At 69.3% G+C, this 23,338-nt stretch carries 15 protein-coding genes; all 15 read left to right on the top strand.

What is annotated here, in order from left to right:
• Window positions 1-52 precede the first annotated feature (52 nt).
• The 15 genes from tssK to tssH all read left to right on the top strand — a co-directional run bounded on the left by tssK (window position 53) and on the right by tssH (window position 23,072).
• The gene (gene tssK / locus ACQY8B_RS21320) at window positions 53-1,384 is read left to right on the top strand and encodes a type VI secretion system baseplate subunit TssK (protein WP_422088527.1); all 1,332 of its coding nucleotides are present in this window, start codon (window positions 53-55) and stop codon (window positions 1,382-1,384) included.
• Complete coding sequence (locus tag ACQY8B_RS21315; RefSeq protein ID WP_422088526.1) at window positions 1,381-2,721, top strand: DotU family type VI secretion system protein; 1,341 nt, start codon at window positions 1,381-1,383, stop codon at window positions 2,719-2,721. Before tssK ends, ACQY8B_RS21315 begins: the two co-directional genes overlap by 4 nt.
• Complete coding sequence (gene tssM / locus ACQY8B_RS21310; RefSeq protein WP_422088525.1) at window positions 2,718-6,320, top strand: type VI secretion system membrane subunit TssM; 3,603 nt, start codon at window positions 2,718-2,720, stop codon at window positions 6,318-6,320. Before ACQY8B_RS21315 ends, tssM begins: the two co-directional genes overlap by 4 nt.
• Window positions 6,317-6,952 carry a type VI secretion system-associated protein TagF gene (tagF, locus tag ACQY8B_RS21305; protein ID WP_422088524.1) on the top strand — a complete coding sequence of 212 codons (636 nt, stop codon included), beginning with the start codon at window positions 6,317-6,319 and terminating at the stop codon, window positions 6,950-6,952. The genes tssM and tagF overlap by 4 nt, the downstream gene beginning before the upstream one ends.
• A gap of 615 nt (window positions 6,953-7,567) precedes the next feature.
• A complete protein-coding gene (locus tag ACQY8B_RS21300) occupies window positions 7,568-9,466 on the top strand; it encodes a protein kinase domain-containing protein (RefSeq protein WP_422088523.1) in 1,899 nt (632 codons plus the stop codon).
• Between the two features lie 60 nt (window positions 9,467-9,526).
• Entirely contained in the window at window positions 9,527-11,119 is a 1,593-nt protein-coding gene (locus ACQY8B_RS21295; RefSeq protein WP_422088522.1) for a murein transglycosylase A, read from the top strand.
• Window positions 11,120-11,314: 195 nt separating this feature from the next.
• Window positions 11,315-11,974 carry a hypothetical protein gene (locus ACQY8B_RS21290; RefSeq protein ID WP_428744984.1) on the top strand — a complete coding sequence of 220 codons (660 nt, stop codon included), beginning with the start codon at window positions 11,315-11,317 and terminating at the stop codon, window positions 11,972-11,974.
• A 27-nt stretch (window positions 11,975-12,001) separates the two neighbouring features.
• Window positions 12,002-13,144: a hypothetical protein gene (locus tag ACQY8B_RS21285; RefSeq protein ID WP_422088520.1), complete on the top strand. Its 1,143-nt coding sequence runs from the start codon at window positions 12,002-12,004 to the stop codon at window positions 13,142-13,144.
• Between the two features lie 158 nt (window positions 13,145-13,302).
• Complete coding sequence (locus tag ACQY8B_RS21280; protein ID WP_422088519.1) at window positions 13,303-15,309, top strand: caspase family protein; 2,007 nt, start codon at window positions 13,303-13,305, stop codon at window positions 15,307-15,309.
• A 39-nt stretch (window positions 15,310-15,348) separates the two neighbouring features.
• Entirely contained in the window at window positions 15,349-15,906 is a 558-nt protein-coding gene (locus ACQY8B_RS21275; protein ID WP_422088518.1) for a type VI secretion system tube protein Hcp, read from the top strand.
• Window positions 15,907-15,934: 28 nt separating this feature from the next.
• Window positions 15,935-16,768: a type VI secretion system accessory protein TagJ gene (locus tag ACQY8B_RS21270; RefSeq protein ID WP_422088517.1), complete on the top strand. Its 834-nt coding sequence runs from the start codon at window positions 15,935-15,937 to the stop codon at window positions 16,766-16,768.
• The gene (gene tssE, locus ACQY8B_RS21265; RefSeq protein ID WP_422088516.1) at window positions 16,761-17,273 is read left to right on the top strand and encodes a type VI secretion system baseplate subunit TssE; all 513 of its coding nucleotides are present in this window, start codon (window positions 16,761-16,763) and stop codon (window positions 17,271-17,273) included. Before ACQY8B_RS21270 ends, tssE begins: the two co-directional genes overlap by 8 nt.
• Window positions 17,274-17,385: 112 nt before the next feature.
• Window positions 17,386-19,278 (top strand): type VI secretion system baseplate subunit TssF, encoded by a 1,893-nt coding sequence (gene tssF, locus ACQY8B_RS21260; protein ID WP_422088515.1) that lies wholly within the window; start codon window positions 17,386-17,388, stop codon window positions 19,276-19,278.
• 2 nt (window positions 19,279-19,280) lie between these two features.
• On the top strand, window positions 19,281-20,303 hold the full coding sequence (gene tssG, locus ACQY8B_RS21255; protein WP_422089089.1) for a type VI secretion system baseplate subunit TssG: 1,023 nt from the start codon (window positions 19,281-19,283) through the stop codon (window positions 20,301-20,303).
• A gap of 39 nt (window positions 20,304-20,342) precedes the next feature.
• The gene (gene tssH, locus ACQY8B_RS21250) at window positions 20,343-23,072 is read left to right on the top strand and encodes a type VI secretion system ATPase TssH (RefSeq protein ID WP_422088514.1); all 2,730 of its coding nucleotides are present in this window, start codon (window positions 20,343-20,345) and stop codon (window positions 23,070-23,072) included.
• Window positions 23,073-23,338 lie beyond the last annotated feature (266 nt).

Raw genomic sequence — 23,338 nt, 5'->3', positions numbered from 1 at the left:
GCCTGAAACTCCGTGCTTCTTTTCCGGCACCCTTGCCGTTGACGGAGCGTGGATGAGCTGGCGAACAAAAGTGGTGTGGAGCGAGGGGATGCTGCTGCAGCCTCAGCACCTGCAGCAAAGCGAGCGCCATGCCGACCATGCGCGGCATGTGCTGCTGCGCGCGACCACGCCCTACGCCTGGGGCTTTGCCGAGCTCGAGATCGATGCCGCCGCGCTCACGCTCGGCAAGCTCGCGCTGGTGCGGGCGGCGGGCGTGTTCGGCGACGGCACCGTGTTCGACATGCCGGCGGTCGACCCGCTGCCCGAGCCCATCGACATACCCGCCGGCATGCGCGACGAGGCCGTGGTGCTCGCGCTGCCGCTGCGCCGCGCCGGCGCGCGCGAGGCCGACGCGGAAGACTACGAGGAACTGGTGCGCCACCGCGTGCTCGAGTCGGAGGTGCCCGACTCCAACACCGCCGGCGAGCGCACCGCCATGCTGCAGCTGGGCCAGCTCCACACGCGGCTGATGCGCGCCGGCGAAGCCACCGATGCCTGGACCACGCTCGGCATCGCCCGCGTGCTGGAGCGCCGCGTCGACAACCAGGTGCTGCTCGACCGCGCGATGCTGCCGCCGCTGCTCGACGTGGCCGGCCATGCGGTGATCCGCGCCTGGCTCGACGAACTGCTGGGCCTCTTGCGCCAGCGCGGCGAGGCGCTTGCCGGCCGCATGACGCAGGGCGGCACCGGCGGCGTGGCCGAGATCGCCGACTTCATGCTGCTGCAGGCCGTCAACCGCAACGAGGCGGTGTTCGCGCACCTGGCCAGAAGCGCCATGCTGCATCCGCAACATTTCTTCGAGCATGCGCTCGGGCTGGCCGGCGACCTGGCGAGCTTTCGCGATTCGCGCCGCGTGGCGCGCTTCGGGCCGTACATCCACGACGACCTCGCGACGAGCTTCCGCCCGGTCATGGACGACCTGCGCCGCAGCCTGTCGATGGTGCTGGAGCAGTCGGCGATCCGCATCGAACTGCACGACCGCAAGCACGGCGTGCGCGTGGCGATGGTGACGGACGTGGAACTGCAGCGCAAGGCGACCTTCGTGCTCGCGGTGAACGCGAACATGCCCGGCGAGGCGCTGCGCGCGCGCTTTCCCACGCAGGTGAAGATCGGCCCGGTGGAGCGCATCCGCGACCTCGTGAACCTGGCGCTGCCGGGCGTCACGCTCACGCCGATGCCGGTCGCGCCGCGCCAGATTCCGTTCCACACGGGTGCCAACTACTTCGAGCTCGAAACACGCAACAGCGACCTGTGGCGCCAGCTCGAGCAGTCGGGCGGCATCGCGATGCACATCGCCGGCGATTTCCCCGGCCTCGATCTCGCTTTTTGGGCGATACGCTCATGACCACTCCAGACCCCTTCTCGGCGTTCGAGTCCGAACGCACGGTCATCAAGCCCAAGCCGCGCACGCCGGGTGGCACGCCGCCCGCGCCTGCGCCGTTCTTCGGCGGCGCCGATCCGACGCCCGCGGCCGAGGTCGGCGAACTGGGGCTGCTCAACCCGCTGGTGTCGGCCGCCGGCAAGCTGCTGGTGCTTACGGCCAAATTGCGCAACCTCGCGCAGCCGCCCAACGTGCCGGCCCTGCGCGCCTCCACCGCCGATGCGGTGAACCAGTTCGACGCCAATGCGCGCCGCGCCGGCGTGAGCAACGAATCGGTGCTTGCCGCGCGCTACGTGCTGTGCACCGCGCTCGACGAGGCGGTGGCCAACACGCCCTGGGGCGTGCAGGCCGGCTGGAACAAGCAGAGCCTGCTGGTGCAGTTCCACAACGAGACCTGGGGCGGAGAGAAGGTGTTCCAGCTACTCGCCAAGCTCGCGCAGGACGTGCCCACGCACCGCCAGCTTCTGGAGCTGATCTACAGCGTGCTCGCGCTCGGCTTCGAGGGCCGCTACCGTGTTGTCGACAACGGCCGCGCGCAGCTCGACTCGGTGCGCCAGCGTCTGGCCGACCTGATCGCGAAGGACCGCCCTGCCGTCGAGCCCGAGCTTTCTCCGCACTGGCGCGGGCAGGGCGCGGGCACGGTGCGGCTGCGCGAATCGCTGCCGCTTTGGGTGTTCGCGGCCGGCTTCGCGCTGCTGCTGGCGCTCGCGTGGTTCGGCCTGCGGCTCACGCTCAACTACCGCTCCGACACCACCTATGCCGCGGTGTCGAGCCTGCGCGCGCCCGACATCCAGATCGCGCCGCCGGCCCTGCCGGCGAAGACGCCGCGCCTGGCACGCTTCCTGGAGCCGGAGATCAAGCAGGGCCTGGTCACCGTGACCGACGAGGCCGATCGCAGCGTGGTGCGCCTGCGCGGCGATTCCTTCTTCGGCTCCGGCAGCGCCGAGCCGATGGCGCAGTCGCTGCCGGTGCTGCGCCGCATCGGGCAGGCGCTGGCCGAGGTGAAGGGCGAGGTGCTGATCACCGGCCACTCCGACAACCAGCCGATCCGCTCGCTGCGCTATCCGTCCAACTGGCACCTGTCGGCCGCGCGTGCCGACGCGGTGAAGGGCGCGTTGAGCACGCTGGTCGATCCGGCGCGCATGCGCTCCGACGGCAAGGCCGACGCCGAACCCGTGGCCGCCAACGACACGCCCGCCAACCGCGCGAAGAACCGCCGCGTCGACATCGTGCTGCTGAGCGAACCCGACCGGCTCGCTGCCGCCACATCGGCTGCTCCCGTTCCAGGAGCGACGAAATGATCAAGAAAATCTTCGGCTTCCTGTTCAGCCCGCTGCTGCTGACACTGCTCGCGCTCATCGTCGTCGCGCTGCTGGTCTGGTGGATCGGCCCGCTGGTGAAGATCGGTTCGCTCGCGCCGCTCGAAAGCGAAATGACGCGCGCCATCGTCATCGGCGTCATCGTGCTCGTCGTGGTGCTGCGCGCGCTGTACCGCCGCTGGCGTGCGCGCCGTGCGAGCCAGCACCTGACAGACGGCCTCATGAAGGCGCCCGCCGCCAAGACCGACGCGCCCGTCAACGGCGAGCAGAAGATCCTCGATACCCGCTTCAGCGAAGCCGTGGCCACGCTCAAGCAGATGCGCCTGCATGCGGCCGGCAAGAAGCCGGGCTGGCGCGACTGGATGTCGATCTCGGGCGGCAGCTACCTCTACGACCTGCCGTGGTACGTGTTCATCGGCGCGCCCGGTGCGGGCAAGACCACCGCGCTGGTCAACTCCGGCCTGAGCTTTCCGCTCGCCGAGAAGTTCGGCCCCGGCGCCATTCGCGGCGTGGGCGGCACGCGCAACTGCGACTGGTGGTTCACCGACGAGGCGGTGCTCATCGACACCGCCGGGCGCTACACCACGCAGGACAGCCACCAGTCGGAAGACAAGAGCGCATGGGAAGGCTTCCTCGGCCTGCTGAAGAAGGCGCGCCCGCGCCGGCCGCTGAACGGCGTGTTCCTGACCGTGAGCGTGGCCGACCTGCTGAGCCAGGGGCCGGAGGCGCGCAGCCAGCTCGCGGCGTCGATCCGCGCGCGGCTGCTCGAACTCGACAGCAAGCTCACCACCCGGCTGCCGGTGTACGTGCTCGTCACCAAGAGCGACCTGCTCTACGGCTTCACCGACTACTTCGACGACCTGGGCAAGGAACAGCGCGCGCAGGTCTTCGGCTTCACGCTGCCGGCGGACGAGAACGTGCAGGTCGAAGAGAAGGGTCTCTCCACGGCCTTCAACCGAGAGTTCGCGCTGCTGCACAACCGCGTGAACGACGGCCTCATCGCGCGCATGCAGCGCGAGACCGACGGCACGCGCCGCGCGGCGATCTTCGGTTTTCCGGCGCAGTTCGGCTCCGTCGGCCCGCTGCTGTCCGACCTGCTGGAGCAGGTGTTCACCGGCTCGCGCTTCGCGCAGCCGCCGTGGGTGCGCGGCGTGTACTTCACCAGCGGCACGCAGGAAGGCAGCCCGATCGACCGCGTGATGGGCAGCCTGGCGCGCAGCTTCGGCATCGAGCGCGCGATGCTCGCGCCGCAGAAAAGCAGCGGGCGCAGCTACTTCCTCACCTCGCTGCTGCGCGAGGTGGTGTTCCCCGAGCAGCGCCTGGCCGGTGCCGACGTGAAGCTGGAGCGCCGCCGCCACACGCTGCGCGTGATCGGCGTGACGGCGATGACGCTGGTCACCGTCGGCCTGCTCGCGGCCTGGGGCTACAGCACGCTGCAGAACATGAACTACCTGAAGTCGGTCGAAGCCCGCGTCGAGCCCGCCCGGCAGAACCTGGCGGCGCTGCCCGCGCGGGTGCAGAACCTGGTGGAAGTCGCGCCCGTGCTGCAGAGCCTGCGCGACATCTGGAAGACGCCCGACAACCACGACGGCAATGAGCCGCTGTCGATGACGCTGGGCCTCTACCAGGGCGACAAGCTCGACGCAGCCGCCATGCTCACGCACCAGCGCGCGCTCAACGACGCCTTCCTGCCGCAGATCGCCAAGCGCATCGAAGACCAGCTGCGCACCGCGCAGAAAGACAACCTCGAGTACACCTACGAGGCGCTCAAGAGCTACCTGATGCTCTACCAGTCCGAGCACTTCGACCCCGAGGCGCTGAAGGCCTGGATCACGCTCGACTGGTCGCGCAACCTCGATCGCGGCATTCCCGAAGACCAGCGCAAGGCGCTCGAAGACCAGCTCGACGTGCTGATCGCCCAAGGCCCGCCGCGCTCGCCGCTGAAGATGGACGAGAACCTGGTGCGCAGCGTGCGCGCCGTGCTCGCGAGCTACCCGCTGGAGCAGCGCGTGTTCAGCCGCCTGAAGCGCCAGCGCGCCACCAAGGACATCCCGGCCTTCAGCGTGGCCACCGCCACCGGTCCCTCGGGTCCGCTGGTGTTCGAGCGCATCAGCGGCAAGCCGCTGACCGAGGGCGTGCCGGGCATGTTCACCTACGACGGTTATCACAAGCGCTTCCAGAACGAAGTGACCGTGCTCACCGGCCTGCTCGCCAACGAAGACCCGTGGGTGCTGGGGCAAGACCGCAACGCCGCCGACCGCCTGCGCGACGTGGCCGCGCTCGGCGCGCTGACCGACCGCGTGCGCCGCCTCTACCTGGAGGAATACGTCAAGCAGTGGGAAGCGTTGCTCGCCGACGTGCGCCTGATTCGCGCCACCGGCCTGGAGAAGAACATCGAGACCGCGCGCATTCTCTCGGGCGTCGATTCCCCGCTCGCGAACTTCCTGCGCGCGGTGGTCAGGCAGACCACGCTGATACCGGCGGCCGACGCCAACAAGGACGTGGTCAGCAAGGCGACCGAGACAGTGCGCAACACGCGCAAGGGCCTGGAAGACCTGTTCGGCAGCGACCCCGGCCGCCAGGTGGCACCGGGCAAGCGCATCGAGAGCATCGTGGACGACCGCTTCGAGCCGCTGCGCCGCCTCGTCACCGCCGGCGGCCCCAACCAGCCGGCGCCCATCGACGATGCGCTCAAGCTCTTCAACGAGGTGTACGTGTACCTCAACGCGGTCGACACGGCAGTGAAGGGCCGCACCTCGCCGCCGCCCGGCGACGTGGCGGGCAAGCTCAAGTCGGACGCGGGCCGGCTGCCCGAGCCCGTGCGCTCGATGGTCGAGAACCTGAGCCAGTCCGGCGCCGCGCAGGCGCAGACGGCGGAGCGCGGCAACCTGAGCCAGGACCTGCGCCCCGTGGCCGAGTTCTGCGCGCGCGCCATCGCGGGCCGCTACCCGTTCGTGGGCAACAGCAAGCGCGACGTGCTGCCCGAAGACTTCGGCCAGATGTTCGGCCCCGGCGGCCTGATGGACGACTTCTTCCAGAAGCGCCTGGCCGCGCTGGTCGACACCAGCACCCGGCCCTGGCGCTACAAGCCCGTGGCCGAGCGCGGCGCGATCACCACGCAGGCGCTCGCGCAGTTCGAACGCGCGGCGCGCATCAAGGACATCTTCTTCCGCGGCGGCGGCCGGGGCCCGTCGATGCGGCTGGACTTCAAGCCGGTGGAGATGGACGCAGGCATCACCCAGTTCATCCTCGACGTGGACGGCCAGCTCGTGAAGTACGCGCATGGTCCCGTGGTGCCTATGGCGGTGCAGTGGCCGGGGCCGAAGGGCAGCAACCAGGTGCGCATCCAGGTGAGCCCGCCTTCGACCACTGGCAGTTCGGGCGCGGCTGTGGACGGACCTTGGGCCCTGTTCCGTGCGCTCGACGACGGGCAGCTCGAAGCGGGCGATGCGCCGGAGAAATTTTTCATCACCTTCCAGATCGGCGCTCGCAAGACGCGATTCGAGGTGACCACCAACAGCGTGCAGCATCCGATCCGGTTGCGCGAGCTGCGGGAGTTTTCTTGTCCGGAGGGGCTGTGAGCGCAGCTTCTTCCATCTTTGCCTCGGCGGACCTGCCAGGGTGGTTCGGCAAGTTGCCGGGGATGGGGGACTTTGCGCATCGTCGTTTGCCCGAAGCGTTTCGTTCCGTGTGGGACCAGTGGCTGCAGCGTGGGCTGGCGCGGCTGAAGGACCGGCATGCCGATTGGATGGAGCGGTATCTGGAGGCGCCGATCTGGTGCTTTGCGCTGGGGCCTGGGGTCGCTGGCGAGCGTGGGTGGATCGGGGTGTTGATGCCTTCCGTGGATGGGGTGGGGCGGTACTTTCCTTTCACGCTGGCTGTGGAGCTGGATGGATCCGCCGGGACGGATCTCCGCGGCGAGGCGTTGATTGCCGCGCTGCAGTGGTGGATTCGGGCTACTCAGGCTGCGCTTGAAGGGCTTGAAGGAGATCTGGATGCGCTGCGGTTCGATGCTGTGCTGCAGCGGGTGTTTCTTCCTGCCGGTGAGGCTGTGCGCGCGGTGCGTGTGGAGGTGCTTGAGCTGCCGATGGAGGGGGCGTCTCTTTGGCTTGGTGATCCTGCTGGCGAAGCCGGGGTACGGATGGCTTGCGACGGGCTGCCGGTCGATGAAAAGTTCGATGCGCTTTTTCTTGGCTTTGCGCAGGAGGAGTGAGATGAAGGCCTCTCTTCGTCTTGTGTTCCGAGGCCGGGTCTCGCCCCGGCGGGCGACCTACTTTTCTTTGCTTCGCCAAAGAAAAGTAGGCAAAAGAAAGGCGACCCTGCTGTCTGCGTCCCTCCGCTTCGCTGCGGGCAACCTGCGGTGCTCGACTACGGCGGGGGTCCACAGAACTCGCTTCGCTCAAACAGCTGCGGCCCTGATCCCGCCTACGTCTGCGCTCCTCGGCGCAGCCAGAAGGGAGTTGGAAACCGAACACGCCATCGCTGCGCTCGGCGCGAACGGCGCAGCCGCGCAGCGGCTGCGCCACATAGGGCCGAGCGAAGCAAAGGCCCGTGTCGGTTCCCGCTCCCACCCCTCTGGCTGCGCCGAGGAGCGGAGCGTTTCGCGGATCAGGGCTCGCAGCTGTTTGAGCGAAGCGAGTTCTGCGAGACCCCGCGAAACGCGAGCACCGCAGGTTGCCCGTAGCGAAGCGGAGGGTCGCAGACAGTGGGGTCGCCTTTTCTTTGCTTACTTTCTTTTGGCGAAGCAAAAGAAAGTGAGTCCGCCGCCGGGCGGATATCCCGGCCCCGGAAAGCAAACCAAAAGCAAAGTTCAAAAAGGAGCCAGTCAATGACCGACTCCAACGACGACCGGACCCGAGTAGTCCCCCGGTCAACAACAACTGCAGACCAATCCGCCACTGTCATCACAGCCGGTGCAGCAGCTCAGCCAGTCACCAGCCCCGCCACGGGAAGCACCGACGCCGGCCTGCTCCCAGTAGGCAGCCGCCTGGCCGAATTCGAAGTCACCAGAGTCATAGGCCAGGGCGGCTTCGGCGTAGTCTACGAAGCCTGGGACCACACCCTCGAACGCGTGGTAGCGATCAAGGAATACCTCCCCACGTCACTGTCCACAAGACAGCAGGACGGCACCGTGGTCCCCTTGTCCGAAAGACACAGGGAAACCTTCGACCTCGGCATGCGCAGCTTCATCAACGAAGCCCGCCTGCTCGCCCAGTTCGACCACCCGTCGCTCCTGAAGGTCTACCGCTTCTGGCAAGAAAAAGGCACCACCTACATGGTCATGCCCTTCTACAGGGGCGACACGCTGAGAGAGGCTTTGGTCGCCATCCCCGCAGGCGTAGACGAGGCATGGCTGATCCGCATCATGGACGGCGTCACGCAGGCGCTGGCGGTGATGCACAGCGCCAACTGCTATCACCGCGACATCGCGCCCGACAACATCATCCTGCTCGAAGGCTCCGGCCGGCCGGTGGTGCTCGACTTCGGCGCCGCGCGCCGCGTGATCACCGACAAGACGCAGGCGATCACCGTCATCCTCAAGCCGGGCTATGCGCCCATCGAGCAGTACGCGGAGATGCCCGACATGTCGCAGGGCGCGTGGACCGACGTCTATGCGCTCGCGGCGGTGATGCATGTGGCCGTGTGCGGACGCGCGCCGCCGCCTTCGGTGGCGCGCCTGCTGTCGGACAGCTACGTGCCGCTCGCGGGCAACGACATCCTGCGGCAGCGCTACAGCCTGCGGCTGCTGGAGGCCATCGACGCGGGCCTGGGCGTGCGGCCCGAGCAGCGGCCGCAGTCGATGGCGGAGCTGCGCGCTGCGCTCGACCTCGATGCGGGCAACACCGTCGCGCCCGTGCCGCGCACGCAGCCGCCACGCGTTCAAGGTGGCGGCGGCAATGCTGCTGCAGACGCGGCGACCGTCATCGTGGGCAGCGGTAAAGCCACGGGCAAGCCGGGCAATGCAAAGGCATCGTCTCCCGCGCCCGCCGGCAGGAAGACTGCCACCGTGATCGCCTCGGCCGTCGCCCTCGCGGCCGTGGCCGGTGGCGGCTGGTGGTTCCTGCAGGGCCGCACGGGTGGCGGCCCGGAAGCCGGCACGAACAGCAAGCAGGCCGCCGTCGCGCCGACACCAGCGCCACCGCCCGACACCAAGGTCGCCGAGGCACCGCCGCCGCCTGCGCCGCCGCCGCCTCCCGCGCCCGCGCCGGCTCCGCGCACGCCGCTCGAATCGCTGCAGTCGCTTGCCGCCGGCGCGGCACCGGGCTTCGACGTGACCGCCGCGCCCAAGAAGCCCGAGGTCACCGTCGGCAAGGACCGGCTCGCGTTCGAGGTCCGCAGCAAGCGCGAGGGCTTCGTCTACGTGTTCCTGTTGTCCAGCGGCGGCGAGATGTTCCTGCTGTTCCCGAACCTGCTCGACAAGTACAACAAGATCACCGCCGGCGGCTCGCTCTCGCTGCCGCGCGCCTCGTGGCCGATGGACGCGGGCGGCCCGCCCGGCACCGACCAGTTCGCGGTGCTGGTGAGCGAGCACGAGCGCGATTTCAGTGCCGCCGGCGTGCAGAACGACGGCGTGTTCCCGGTGTTCCCGCTGCCGGTGCTGGCCGCGCTCGAAGCCACGCGCGGCACCGGTCCTTCGCCGCTGCTGGGCAAGCCGGTGTGCGCGCCCGGCAGCGCGCCGTGCAACGACGTCTATGGCGTCGCGAATTTCAAAATCGTCGAGAAGTAATCGTCTGCAGAGCGCCGGCCCTCTGCGCGAGGGCTCCCTTTTCCGGACCAGGAGACCTCCATGCACCCCTCACTGCCGCCACGCCCGACCCCCCGCCTCGCCGCCACGCTTCTTCGCTGGAGCGTCGCCGCTGCCGTCGCTTCACTGGCCGGCTGCGCCGCGCCGCCACCGGCACAGACCGACACCGCGGTTGCAACGCCCGACACCGCCGCCGCCTCGCGCCCGCCGCCGCCCACCGGCGCCAGCGTGGCCGGCCAGGCGCGCACCTTCTCGACCCAGCTCGCCACCTACACATCGGTCGGCTTCGACTCGGTGCCGGGCTGGTCGCGCGACGACTTCTCAGAAAGCTGGCCCGCCTTCCTCGGCAGCTGCAAGGTGCTGACCGGGCGCGGCGCCGAATGGAAGGAGGTGTGCGCGCGCGCGCTCAAGGTCGACGGCAGGAACAACAACGCGATTCGGGGCTTCTTCGAGGGCGAGTTCTCGGCCTACCAGATCCGCGACGACGACCGCCGCCCGGACGGCGTGGTCACCGGCTACTTCGAGCCCGAGATCGCGGGCAGCCGGCAGTACGGCGCGCCCTTCATCTACCCGGTCTACGGCCAGCCCGAGGACATGCTGTTCGCCGACGCGCGCAAGCTGCCGGCCGGCAACGGCACGGTGGCCGCGCGGGTGGATGGGCGCAACGTGGTGGTGCAGACCGGCCTGAGCACGCGCGACATGGGCGCGCCGGGCCTCTATGCGCTCGACCTGTCGGCCGTCTCGCGCGACACCCTCGACCGCAAGGTGCGGCTGCGTATCGAGGGCAAGCAACTGCTGCCGTACTACACGCGCGAGGAGATCGAGACCAAGGGCGCGCCTAACGCCAAGGTGCTGGCTTTCGTGAGCAGCGCCAGCGCGCTGTACGAAATGCAGATCCAGGGCTCGGGCCGCATCAAGCTGCCCAGCGGCGAGCTGATCCGCGTGGCCTACGCCGAGCAGAACGGCCAGCCCTTCCGCCCGACGCTGGCACAGGCCGCCAACGGCAAGCCGCGCAGCCCGGTGAAGGTGCGCGGCTCGTCCATCGAGCTGCAGCTGGACGACGGCGACGACGACGATGTGGGTGCGGTCGACAACAGCACCATCCGCACGCGCGGCTTCACGCTCGCGCGGCCGGTCGCCAGCGGCGCGGTGGTGGTGCCGGGGCGGCGCGCGGCCGGCGCGGTCGCGGGCTCGGGCATCAAGGACCCGAGCTATGTTTTCTTCAAGGAAGCCACCTCGCCGGTCGGCGGGCCGGTGGGCGCGTTCGGCGTGCCGCTGTCGGCGGGGCGTTCCATCGCGGTCGATCCGCGCAGCACGCCGCTGGGCTATCCGGTGTTCGTCTCGACCCGCACGCCGGGCAGCGGCGCGCCGATGCAGCGCCTGACCATCGCGCAGGACACGGGCGGCGCCATTCGCGGCGCTGTGCGCGCCGACTACTTCTTCGGCAACGGCCAGCAGGCCGCGACCAACGCGCGCCGCATGAAGGAGCGCGGCCAGCTGTGGATCCTGCTGCCGCGCGGCCTGGCCGTGGCGCAGGCGGCCACGTCGTCGGCCATCCGCACGCGCGGCGGGCCGGTGGGCGCGAACCTGCCCCAATGCCTGGTGCCTTCCGAAGGCAGCTGCGTCGACGACTAGCCATGTCTGCCCTCCGGCTTTTCACTCGCTGCGCTCGTGTAACTCCACCCCCCGGGGGGGAGGCGCGGCCTGACTTGGGGCGGCCCGGCGGCGGCCGCTGAGCTCATGCAGGAAACCCTGTCGTCTTCGGAAAGCAGTGAACTCGTCCGCCTCTGGCGGCGCAGGCAGACGCTGTCCGCGAACGACATGGGCGCCATGTACCGCATCGTTGGCGAGGCGCTCTCGGCATGCAATCCGCCGGAGCTGCAGGTGCTGGGCGAGGGGCGGCAGGAGCTGGTGGCGCAGTTCATCTACGTCAAGGTGCTGCGGCTCGATGCCGACCCCGGGGATTCGGAAGAGCGCGCGAGCCACAGCGCGCCTTCGACCGCATTCGCGCTGTGCGCGTACTTCCGCCGCTACCTGATCGACTGCACGCGCGCCAGCGCGTTCCGCCGCAAGCTGTCCATCGGCGAGCAGATCACCGAGGCGCAGCTGGAAGACGAAGTGGGCGCGGGCGAAGACCTCGAAGGCTGCCTTGCCGAGCACGGCCTGAGCATGAAGGCCGTGCAGCTGGCCGCGCGTGCATTCATCGCGGACTTGCCGGAGCCCGAGCGCATCCTGCTGTGCGAGGGCTTCGGCAAGGAGGCCGACGGCGGGCTGTCGGGCATCGCCTCGCGCCATGCCATCGCGTCGTACCACTACCGCGCGGGCCGGCTGGGCCTGGTGCACAAGCGCGAGGGCATGACCGCGGACTATGCGAAGACCCGGCTCGGCGGCTGGCTGCAGCAGACGCTGGGCATCGCCATCGAGCCCGGCAACATGGACGCGATCCTGCAGGTTTTCAAAATCCTCGGTGCTGAAGCGTCTTACGCCTGAAGACATAGCCATTCAGGAACAGACGCCATGCCCACCGAACTCTGGCCCCCGCTCAGCGTGATCCGCAACGCGCTCGAAACCGGCTCGGCCGTGCCCGAGGACGGCGCGGATGAAGAGCCCGGCCTCGCGGTCGTGGCCATGCCGGGTGCGACACCCGCAACGGGTGGCAAGCCCGTGCGCATGCCCGCCATGTCCAGCCTGCTGCTGCCGCTGGCCGAACTGGCGCGGCGCCGCGAGGCGGTGGCGCTGCGCGCATTTCCGGCGCGCTGGGCGCCGGGCCGGCTCGTGAGCGTGGTGCATGAGGGGCGGCTGCTCGGCGTGCTGCTCGACCGCTGCATCCACGGCGAACTCTGGCAAGGCTGGATGGCCGCGGGCGAGGCCGACTGGGCCAGTGCATTCGACGTGCTGCTGGAGCCCGAGGACGAGCCTTTCGAGCCGATGTTCGGCGTGATCCAGGCCTGGAACGTGCTCACGCTGGAGCCCAGCCCGCGCCTGTGCGCGCGCGTGCTCGGCGAGGTGTCGGCCACGCGGCTCGCGGCGATCCGCGCGGTGCACGACGAGTGGGCCGCGCATGCGGCGCTGTCCATCGCGCCGGAGCCGGGGCGCATCGCGCTGCGCAGCGTGGCCGGTGGCGCGTTCCCTGTGCTGTCGGGCACGCCGCTCGGACCGCAGGACCCGCGCGCGGACTACCAGGCGCTGTACCGCAACGCGGGGCTGCAGCTGGCCCGCGCGCTGGTGCAGCCTGAAGCGGAGGCACCGCGCGTACGGCCGCAGGAGCGGCCCGAAGGCGGCTGGTGGGGCAGCATCCGCCGCTGGTTCGGCGCCGAAGGCTGGGTGCGCCCGGCCTTCGCGGTGCTCGCGCTGTGCGTGGTGATCCAGAACGTCGGATTGCTCGGCGGGCGCGACGCGGCGGAGGAAGACGACGTGCGCTTCCGCGCGGTGCCCACGGCGCCCGTGCCGACGCGCGCCGACCTCCTGGTGCGCTGGAAAGAAGGCGTGCGCATGGACGAGGCCGACCGGCTGCTGCAGTCGATCTCGGCCGACGTGGTGGGCGGCCCTGGCGGCAACGGCGCGTGGCGGTTGCGCGTGCCGGAGCCGGTGGATGCGCTGGCTGTGCTGGCGGCGTCGCCGCTGGTCGAGTCGGCCGGACCGGCGCAGGAGCCGCCATGACACCGCGCCGCCCGCATTGGTCTTTCTCCCTCCCGCGCTGGGGGAGGGCAGGGGTGGGGGCAAGCGGCGTATCCAATGGGCGCTCCGCCCGCCCCCATCCCGGCCTTCCCCCAGAGGGGGAAGGGGCAAGACAACTTCGCTGGCTGCAGGCATTGCTCGTGCTTTGGCTGCTCGCCTGCGGCAGCCTCGCCTTCGCCACGCAGCGCGCCTTGCTCGTCGGCGTCTCCGAACTCGTCAACCAGCCGCAGGCCCTGTGGCTGCAGGCGCCGCGCAACGACGTGATGCTCATGCGCGATGCATTACTCAGGCAGGGCTTCGGCGCGGCCGACATCACCGTGCTGGCAGACGGCGTGAGCGGTGCCGCCTTGCCCGATTCGCAGGCCATCCAAGACGCGCTCGCGCGGCTGCTCGCGCAGTCGAAGAGCGGCGACTTTGTGTTGCTGTATTTCTCCGGCCACGGCACCCGCCTGCGCGACGTGGCCAAGCGCTACCAGGAGCCCGACGGCCTGTCCGAGAACTTCCTCGCGCGCGACGTGCGCGGCATGCTCGGCAGCGACAGCACGCTGACCGGCGACCTGCGCGATGCCGACTTCGACGCCTGGATCCAGGCCTTCCTCGCGAAGAACGTCTTCATTGCCTCGGTGTTCGATACCTGCGCCGCCAATTCCATGACGCGCGGTGCCGCCGATGCCCCTGCCACGGCGGAAGGCCCGGCCGACGACGAGGTGCGCTGGCGCGGTCTGCGCGCGACGCAGCTTGTGGGGGGCGGCAATGCGCCCGTGCGCTCCGGCATGGCCGCACCCGCTGCGGCCGAGGCCGTGCCGCGCGCCCGCTATGTCGCCTTCTTCGCTTCGGAAAGCCACCAGATCACGCCGGAGCTGCGCCTGCCCCGCAAGGCACGCAACGCGCGCGATTCACGCGACGCCCGGCCGCAGGGCCTGCTGACCTGGGCCGTGGTGGAGGCGCTGTCGCGCAAGCCCGCCACCTGGCGCGAACTGTTCGACGGCGTGCTCGCGCTCTATCCACCCGTCATCGACGAGCTCGCGCAGCGCTTTCCCACGCGCGAGCTGCCGTCGCCGGTAGCCGAAGGCAACCTCGATGCGCCGCTGTTCGCCAACAGCGGCGCGCCCGCATCCACGCGGCCCGTGTGGCGCGCACAGCGCACCGGCGACAGCCTGGCCGTGAAGGCCGGCCTGCTCGACGGCCTCGTGCCGCAGCAGGAGGTGCGTGTGCTCGCGACGCTGGAGGACGGCACCGTGCGCGGCGCGCCCGCAACGCTTGCGCAGGTCGCGCCCGGCGGCGCGGGGCTTGCCGTGCCCGCTGTGCTGAAAGATGTGTCGGGCGCGGCCTTCTGGAGCATCACGCCGGTCGGCGAACCGGCCGCGACCGCCCTGCGCGTGCGCGCCGACAAGCCCTTGCCCGCCGGCCTGAGCCTGGACTACCCCGCCGCGATCCGCCCGGCCGACGACGCATCGCCCGCCGACGTGCGCTGGACCGACCTCGGCCCCTCCGGCCAGCGCATCGAACTGCTGGCACCGCTGTTCGGCGCCACGCTCTCCACCGTCGTGCTGCCCGACACCGCCGCGTTGCGCCGCCGCCTGCAGTCGCTGGCGCAGCTCAAGTGGCTTGCCCGGCTGCAGGACTACGGCAAGGACGGCCGGCTCGACGGCTTCGACGCCATGCTCGAAGTCTGGAGCGGCGAGCGGCTGCTACGCAGCGCTTCCGTTGACGAGGCCTCGGGTGCGCTGCCCGCGCTGCGCACGGGTGAGCGCCTGCGGCTGACCGTGCGCAACACCAGCGGCCGTTCGATCGACCTGGTCGTCGCGGGCATCGACGGCCGCGGCAACCTGCAGCCGGTCTATCCAGACACGTCGGGCGAGACCAACCGCTTCAAGCGCGGCACGCCGGAGCAGCCTTCGGCCCGCCGCTTCGACCTGCCCTGGCTCGATGCGCCTGGCGACGCGCGCCTGCTCGTCATGGCCGTGCCCGCCGCGCCCTACAGCGCGCCGCGCCTGTTCGGCGTGGCGTCGGCGCAGGCCGAGCTGTCGGAAGTGCGCGTGCGCGGCGGCCAGCCGCCGGCCGGCAGTGGCGAACGCGAGCGGCAGGTGTTCGCGGCCTTGCTGCGCAGGAACGGCGGCGCGCCCGCCGACGGAGCCCGGCCGTGACGCCGGTTCGAATTTTTTTCCAAAGCACCCGGAGGTGACATGGCATTTGTAGAAGACGGCTCCTGGAGCCCTGAAGACGCCCGGCGGTTCTATGAACTGATCGGTACAGGCTCGACCGGCACCGACCTGGTCATGATGATCGAGAACAAGGGCGCGCCGGTCGAAGGCGAACTCGAGCGCGCCTTCGACGACGGCAAGGCACGGCTGAGCATCGGCGGCTACTACTGGTCGGTGCAGGTGCCCGAGTCTTCGGCGCAGAACCAGGTGGTGCCCAACAACCTGATCGTCGCGCGCCGCAGCGACGCGGCCACCGCCACCATCGCCAGCCTGCTGCGCGCGCAGGAGAAAGACCTGAAGGTCGTCATCAGCGTCTTCAAGTCCGGCGGCGACGAGCGCTCGACCGATGCGCAGTCGACATTCGAGCTGGCGCTGGAGAACGCGCGCATCTGCCGCCTCGTGCTGAACTCCGGCGGGCAGTGGGGCGTGCCCTCGGAGCTGATCTCCATCAGCTACCGCACGGCCAAGGTCAAGTCGGCGCCACAGAAGACCACCGGCGCGCGTGGCGCGGTGCGCGAATGCCAGTTCACGCGCGCCTGAGCGCAGACACGCCACAGGAGCCGCATACATGACGACCGCCGCCGAACTCATCAAGGCCGCAGACCCCGCGGCCGCCCTCAAGGCCCTGAGCGACGATGTGCGCGCCAGGCCCGCCGACAGCAAGCACCGCGTGTTCATGGCGCAGCTGCTGTGCGTGCTGGGCCAGTGGGAGCGCGCGCTGAACCAGCTCACCGTGGCCGCCGAACTCGACGCGCTGGCCGTGCCCATGAAGCAGGTCTACGGCGACGCCGTGCGCTGCGAGGGCCTGCGCGCCGACGTGTTCGCGGGCAAGCGCACGCCGATGATTTTCGGCCAGCCCGACGAATGGCTGGCGCTGCTCATCGAGTCGCTGCTGCGGCAGGGCCGCGGCGAAAGCGATCTGGCCGAGGACCTGCGCCAGCGCGCCTTCGACGGCGCGCCCGCCATCGGCGGCACCATCGACGGCGCACCCTTCGAATGGCTGGCCGATGCCGACATGCGCCTGGGCCCGGTGCTCGAGGCCTTCGTCAACGGCAAGTACTACTGGGTTCCGTATGCGCGCCTTGCGCACATCAAGATCGAGCCGCCCGAAGACCTGCGCGACTGCGTGTGGATGCCCGCGCACCTGCAGTTCGAGAACGGCGGCGAAACGCTCGCGCTGATTCCCACGCGCTACGAAGGCACAGAGAAGACCGAGGACGGCGAGTTGCTTCTCGCGCGCAAGACCGAGTGGCGCGAGCTGCGGCCGGAGGTGTGGGCCGGCCACGGCCAGCGCGTGCTGAGCAGCAGCGACGGCAGCGAGCATGCGCTGATGGACGTGCGCGAAATTCTCTTCACGCCGGCTGCCGCGGAAGACGAAGGCAAGGGCGACGTCGATGGCTGAGCTCACCGCGCAGGAGCGGCTGCAGCCCTCGCTGCTCGACCGCCTCGTCGACCATGCGCCCGACGAGAAGAAGGAGGGCGACGAGAAGCGCACCCTCACCAGGCAGGCGCTGCGCCAGGCCGTGCTGCGCGACCTGGGCTGGCTGTTCAACGCCACCGGCTACGGCCTCTCGATGGACGACAGGCAGTACCCGAACGCGGCGCGCTCGGTCATCAACTACGGATTGCCTATGCTGTCTGGCCAGTTCACCTCGTCGGTGCAGCGTGTCAGCATGGAACAGGCTTTGAAGAACGCAATCCTGCAGTTCGAGCCGCGCATTTTGTCCCGCACACTCGAAGTGGAACTCGTCATGGAAGGCCCGGCACTGGACTCCCACAACAGCATCGGCCTGCAGATACGCGGCATGCTGTGGGCGCAGCCGGTGCCGCTGGAGTTCCTGATGCGAAGCCGCGTCGACCTGGAAGAAGGACGCATCGAGATCGTGGACATGGCGCAGAAACTATGAGCCCCCCGGCTTTTCACTTCGCTGCGCTGCGTGTAATTCGCCACCCCCCGAGGGGGAGGCGCGGCTCGCCTTGGGGCGGCCCGGCGGCGGCCGCCTTCCGGGAGTAACGCACATGGACCCTCGGCTGCTGAGCCTGTACGAACAGGAGCTGCGCTACTTCCGCGAAAGCGCTTCCGAGTTCGCGCGGGCATTTCCAAAGATTGCGCATCGACTTGGCATCGAGGGCCAGGAAGTGGCCGACCCGTACGTGGAGCGGCTCATCGAGGCCACCGCATTCCTGTCGGCGCGCGTGGGGCTGAAGCTCGATGCCGAGTACCCGCGTTTCACCGGCCATCTGCTCGACATCGTCTATCCGCACTTTCTTGCGCCTACGCCGGCGATGGTGGTCGTGTCTTTCGTGCCCGACCCCGACGATGCGAACCTTGCCAACGGCCCCACATTGCCGCGCGGCAGTGGACTGCGTGCGCGGCAGGCCGTGGGGCAGAACACGCACTGCGAGTTCCGCACCGCGAGCGCGCTGCGCGTGTGGCCGATCGAGGTGCAGCGCGCGCAGTACTTCACCTATGCGCCCGACCTGCCGCTCAACACGCATCCGCAGTCGCGCGCCATTCGCGGCGGCCTGCGCATCGCGCTGCATGCAACGGCGGGGCTCAACTTCGACCAGATCGCGCTCGACGAACTGGTGCTGCATTTCAGCGGCGCGGAAGACGTGGCCTGGCAACTGCACGAATGCGCGCTGGGCCAGCCGGTGGGCGTGCTGGTGCGCCCGCTGTCGCCATCCGGTGCATTGCAGGGCGCGGCGCAGAGCCTGCCGGCCAGCGCCATCGGCGCGGTCGGCTTCGAGGAAGACGAAGCACTGCTGCCCGCCACGGCCACCGGCTTCTCGGGTTTTCGGTTGCTGCAGGAGTACTTCGCCTTTCCACAGCGCTTCCAGTTCGCGCGCATCGGCGGCCTGAAGGACGTGCTGGCCGCGATGCCGGTGGCCGACGTGGAGATCGTGCTGCTGTTCTCGCGCGGCGATGCGGCGCTCGAGAAGCTGGTGAGCGCCGACAACGTGCAGCTGCACTGCGTGCCGGCCATCAACCTGTTCACCAAGCGGCTGGATCGCGTGGCCCTCACCGAAGGCGTGAGCCAGTTCCACCTGGTGCCCGACCGCACGCGGCCGCAGGACTTCGAGGTGCACACCGTCACCGAAGTCATCGGCCACGGCGCGCCCGGCGCCGAAGCAGCGGCGGCCGAGCAGCCGTTCCGCCCGTTCTACTCGGCCTTCCACGGCAGCCGGCTCAGCCACCCCGCCTACTTCACGACCACGCGCGAGCCGCGCATGCTGTCGGTGCGGCAGCGCACCGAAGGCAACCGCAGCAGCCACATCGGCTCCGAGGTCTACATGCAGATCGTCGATCCGCAGCAGGCGCCGTACTCGGCCGCGCTGCGGCAGCTCGCGGTGACGGCGCTGTGCACCAACCGCGACCTGCCCCTGCTGATGCCGCTGGGCCGCGACAACGACTTCGACTGCGTCGATTCCTTTCCCGTGCAGCGCGTGCGCATGGTGCGCGGACCTTCGCGGCCGGTGTCGCCGGTGGTGAGCCAGGGGCTGGGCTGGCGCGTGGTCGACCACCTTGCGATCAACTACCTGTCGCTGTCCGACAGCACGCCCCAGCAGGGCGCCGCCGCGCTGCGCGAAACGCTGATGCTCTATGCGGTGCATGCCGACGAAATGCGCCAGGGCCAGGTGCGCGGCCTGCTGTCGGTCAAGAGCAAGCCCGTGGCACGGCGCCTGCCGCTGAAGGGGCCGATCGCCTTCGGCCGCGGGCTGGAGGTGACGCTCGAGGTCGACAAGGACGCCTTTCACGGTCACAGCGTGTTCCTGTTCGGTGCCGTGCTCGCGCGCTTTCTGGCGCGCCATGTGGAGGTCAATCACTTCGTCGAGACCGTGCTGCGCATAGCGGGCAAGGGCGAGACCATGCGCTGGAGGCCACTGTGCGGGACGCGACAGATCCTGTGAGCATGCGCGTCGATGCCGCGCTGCGCGAGTGGTCGGCCGAGCCGTGGGCCTTCGACTACTTCGCCGTGATGCGCCGGCTGGAGTCGGTCGCGAAGACCACGCCGCGCTGGGGCCGTGCATTGCTGCCCGGCGCGGAGCCGGTGCGCGTGGGGCAGGAGCCGTCGCTGTCGTTCGCGCCCGCGAGCTTCAGCCGCTTCGAGCCCGCTACCGCGCATTCGCCGCCGCGGCTGCGCCAGCAGTTCTTCGGCTACATCGGGCCCAACGGGCCGCTGCCGGTGCACCTGAGCGACTTCATCCGCGAGCGCAGCCTGAACCATGGCGACCCGACGTGGCTGGCGTTCCTCGACAGTTTTTCGCACCGCTTCTCGCTGCACTTCTACCGCGCATGGGCGCAGTCGCGGCCGGCCGTGGCGCTGGACCGTCCGGGTGAAGACCGCTTCCGGCTGCAGGTGGGCGCGCTGGTCGGCATCGGCACGCCGGGGCGCGTGGGGCGCGACGAGATTCATGACGACGCGCGGCTGCATTTTTCGGGCTGGCTCGCGCGGCGCGTGCACAACGTGGAGAGTGTGGAGTCGGTGCTGTGCAGCTACTTCGGCGTGCCGGTGAAACTGGAGCGCTGGGTCGGCCACTGGATGAGCCTGCCGGCCGGAGAACTCACGCGGCTGGGGCAGGGCGAGAGCTCGCGCTCGATGGGCATGGGCGCGATGCTGGGCACCCGCGCGTGGGACCGGCAGCACCGCGTGCGGCTGCACGTGGGCCCGCTCACGCTGGCGCAGTACCGCATGTTCCTGCCGACCGGCGATGCGCGTCCGGTGCTGCAGCGCTGGATGCAGCAACTGCTCGGCGACGAGCTCGAGTGGGACGCCGAACTGGTGCTCGAGAAGCAGCAGGTGCCCGCCACGCGCCTGGGCGAAGCGAAGGGCAACGGCCCGCGCCTCGGCTGGGTGTCTTGGCTCGGGCATTCCGCCCGGTCAAAGGATGCGGCGGACGTGCGCATCGGCAGCAGCCAGCGCGTCTTTCAATAAACCCATCTTCATTCGTTCAGAAGAGATACGGAGTTCCCCATGAGTGAAATCAGCCGCACCGCACTTTTCGGCAAGCTCAATTCGCTGGCCTACAAGGCCATCGAGGGCGCCACCGTGTTCTGCAAGATGCGCGGCAACCCCTACGTGGAGCTGGAGCACTGGTTCGCGCAGCTGCTGCAGGCGCAGGACTCCGACCTGCACCGCGTGATCCAGCACTACGGGCTCGACGTGTCGGTCATCGCCAAGGACATGACCGTCGCGCTCGACCGCCTGCCGCGCGGCGCCACCGCCATCAGCGACTTTTCGCCGCACATCGAAAACGCCATCGAGCGCGCGTGGACCTATGCCACGCTGCAGTTCGGCGAGGCGCAGGTGCGCACCGGCTACATCCTGGTCGGCATGCTCAAGACGCAGAGCCTGCGCAACCCGCTGTTCGGCCTCTCGAAGCAATTCGAGAAAGTGAAGGTCGAGGACCTGGCCGACAACTTCGCGAAGATCTGCGATGCATCGCCCGAATCGCAGATGCGCGCGCAGGACGGCACCGGCATTGGCAGCGGCGCGCCGGGCGAAGACTCGGGCGCGATGGCGCCGGCCGCCATGGGCAAGGGCGATGCGCTGAAGAAGTTCGCGGTCGACCTCACCGAGAAGGCCAAGAAGGGCGAGATGGACCCGGTGACGGGCCGCGACGAAGAGATCCGCCAGATCGTCGACATCCTAATGCGCCGCCGCCAGAACAATCCGCTGCTCACCGGCGAGGCCGGCGTGGGCAAGACGGCGGTGGTCGAAGGCTTCGCGCAGCGCCTGGCGCGCGGCGACGTGCCGCCGCAGTTGAAAGACGTGAAGCTGCTCACGCTCGACATCGGCCTGCTGCAGGCCGGCGCGAGCATGAAGGGCGAGTTCGAACAACGGCTGCGCCAGGTGATCGACGAGGTGCAGAGTTCACCCACGCCCATCATCCTGTTCATCGACGAGATCCACACGCTGGTGGGGGCGGGCGGCGCAGCCGGCACCGGCGACGCGGCCAACCTGCTGAAGCCCGCGCTTGCGCGCGGCAACCTGCGCACCATCGGCGCCACCACCTGGGCGGAGTACAAGAAGTACATCGAGAAAGACCCGGCACTCACGCGGCGCTTCCAGGTGGTGCAGGTGCCCGAGCCCGACGAGACCAAGGCCATCCTCATGTTGCGCGGCGTGGCCAGCGTGCTGGAGAAGCATCACCGCGTGCAGTTGCTCGATGAAGCCATCGAGGCTGCTGTGAAGCTGAGCCACCGCTACATTCCCGCGCGCCAGTTGCCCGACAAGGCCGTGAGCCTGCTCGACACCGCTTGCGCGCGCGTGGCCGTGTCGCAGCACGCGACGCCGCCCGAGGTGGAAGACTGCATGCGCCGCATCGAGGGGCTCACGGTCGAGCAGGAGATCATCGGCCGCGAAGAGGCCATCGGCATCGATGTGACGAAGCGGGCGACGCAGGTTGCCGCGCTGCTGGCCGAGTCGAAAGTGCAGCTCGACGCGCTGAACGCGCGCTGGAAGGAAGAGAAGGGGCTGGTCGATCGGCTGCTGGAGCTGCGTGCGAAGCTGCGTGCGGGGAGCAAGCCGGTGGATGGTCCGAGTTCCGGGGGCGATGCGAAGGCCGACGTGTCCCCGCCCCAGTCCTCCCCCAGCGGGGGAGGGAGCGAAGACCGGGCGGCGCTGCTCGCGGAGCTGCATGAATTGCAGGCGAAGATCCAATCCGTGCAGGGCGAAAGCCCGCTCATCCTGCCTTCGGTCGACGAACAGGCCGTGGCCTCGGTCGTTGCCGACTGGACCGGCATTCCCGTCGGCCGCATGGTCAAGAACGAAGTCGAGGCGGTGCTCAAGCTCGCCGACACGCTCAACCAGCGCGTCATCGGACAGAAGCACGGGCTGGAAATGATCGCGCGCCGCATCCAGACTTCGCGCGCGCGGCTGGACAACCCGCAGAAGCCCATCGGCGTGTTCATGCTGTGCGGCACCTCCGGCGTCGGCAAGACCGAGACCGCGCTGGCGCTGGCCGAGGCGCTGTACGGCGGCGAGCAGAACATCATCACCATCAACATGAGCGAGTTCCAGGAGGCGCACACCGTCTCCACGCTCAAGGGTGCGCCTCCGGGCTATGTGGGCTACGGCGAGGGCGGCATCCTGACCGAGGCGGTGCGCCGCCGGCCCTACAGCGTGGTGCTGCTCGACGAGGTGGAGAAGGCCCACCCCGACGTGCACGAGATCTTCTTCCAGGTGTTCGACAAGGGATGGATGGAAGACGGCGAGGGCCGCATGATCGATTTCAAGAACACCATCATCCTGCTGACCACCAACGCCGGCAGCGAACTGGTGATGAGTATGTGCCGCGACCCCGAGCTGCTGCCCGATTCCAACGCGCTGGCAGATGCGCTGAAGACGCCGCTGATGAAGGTGTTTCCGCCCGCGCTGCTGGGGCGCATCGTCACCATTCCCTATTACCCGCTGTCGCCGGACATGATGAAGAAGATCGTGCGGCTGCAGCTGGGCCGCATCAAGAAGCGCGTGGAAGCCAACCACGGCGTGCCGTTCGACTACAGCGACGCGGTGGTCGACCAGGTGGTGGCGCGTTGCCAGGACCCGGAGTCGGGCGGGCGGGTGATCGACGCGATCCTCACCAATACCGTTTTGCCGACGATCTCCGTGGAGTACCTGCAGCGGCTGGCATCGGGTGGGGAGATCCGGCGAGTGGCGCTGGATGTGAAGGACGCTGACTTCACTTATGCCTTTGACTGAAATGACTATCTGCTTTTCAGTATTGGGGGCTGGTTGTTCGGGGCGCGATCACGCCGACGGGGTACCTTGCTCCGCGAATGTCCCCCGCCCTTCGGGCTCCTCCTTTATTTCGCTGCGCAAGGCACCCCGTCGGCGTGATCGTTGTACAGCGCACTCGTTGATCGAACGGCACAACGGCAGCGCTCGTTGTGCACAGGGCGCCGGGTGCTCCCCGCAGCGAAATAAAGGAGGAGGGCGAAGCCCGGGGGACATTCGCGGAGGGGAGT

Origin of the sequence: Variovorax sp. (genome assembly GCF_965279555.1) — a bacterium.
Taxonomy (GTDB): Bacteria; Pseudomonadota; Gammaproteobacteria; order Burkholderiales; family Burkholderiaceae_C; genus Variovorax.
This window is presented reverse-complemented; position numbering and strand designations above follow the sequence as displayed.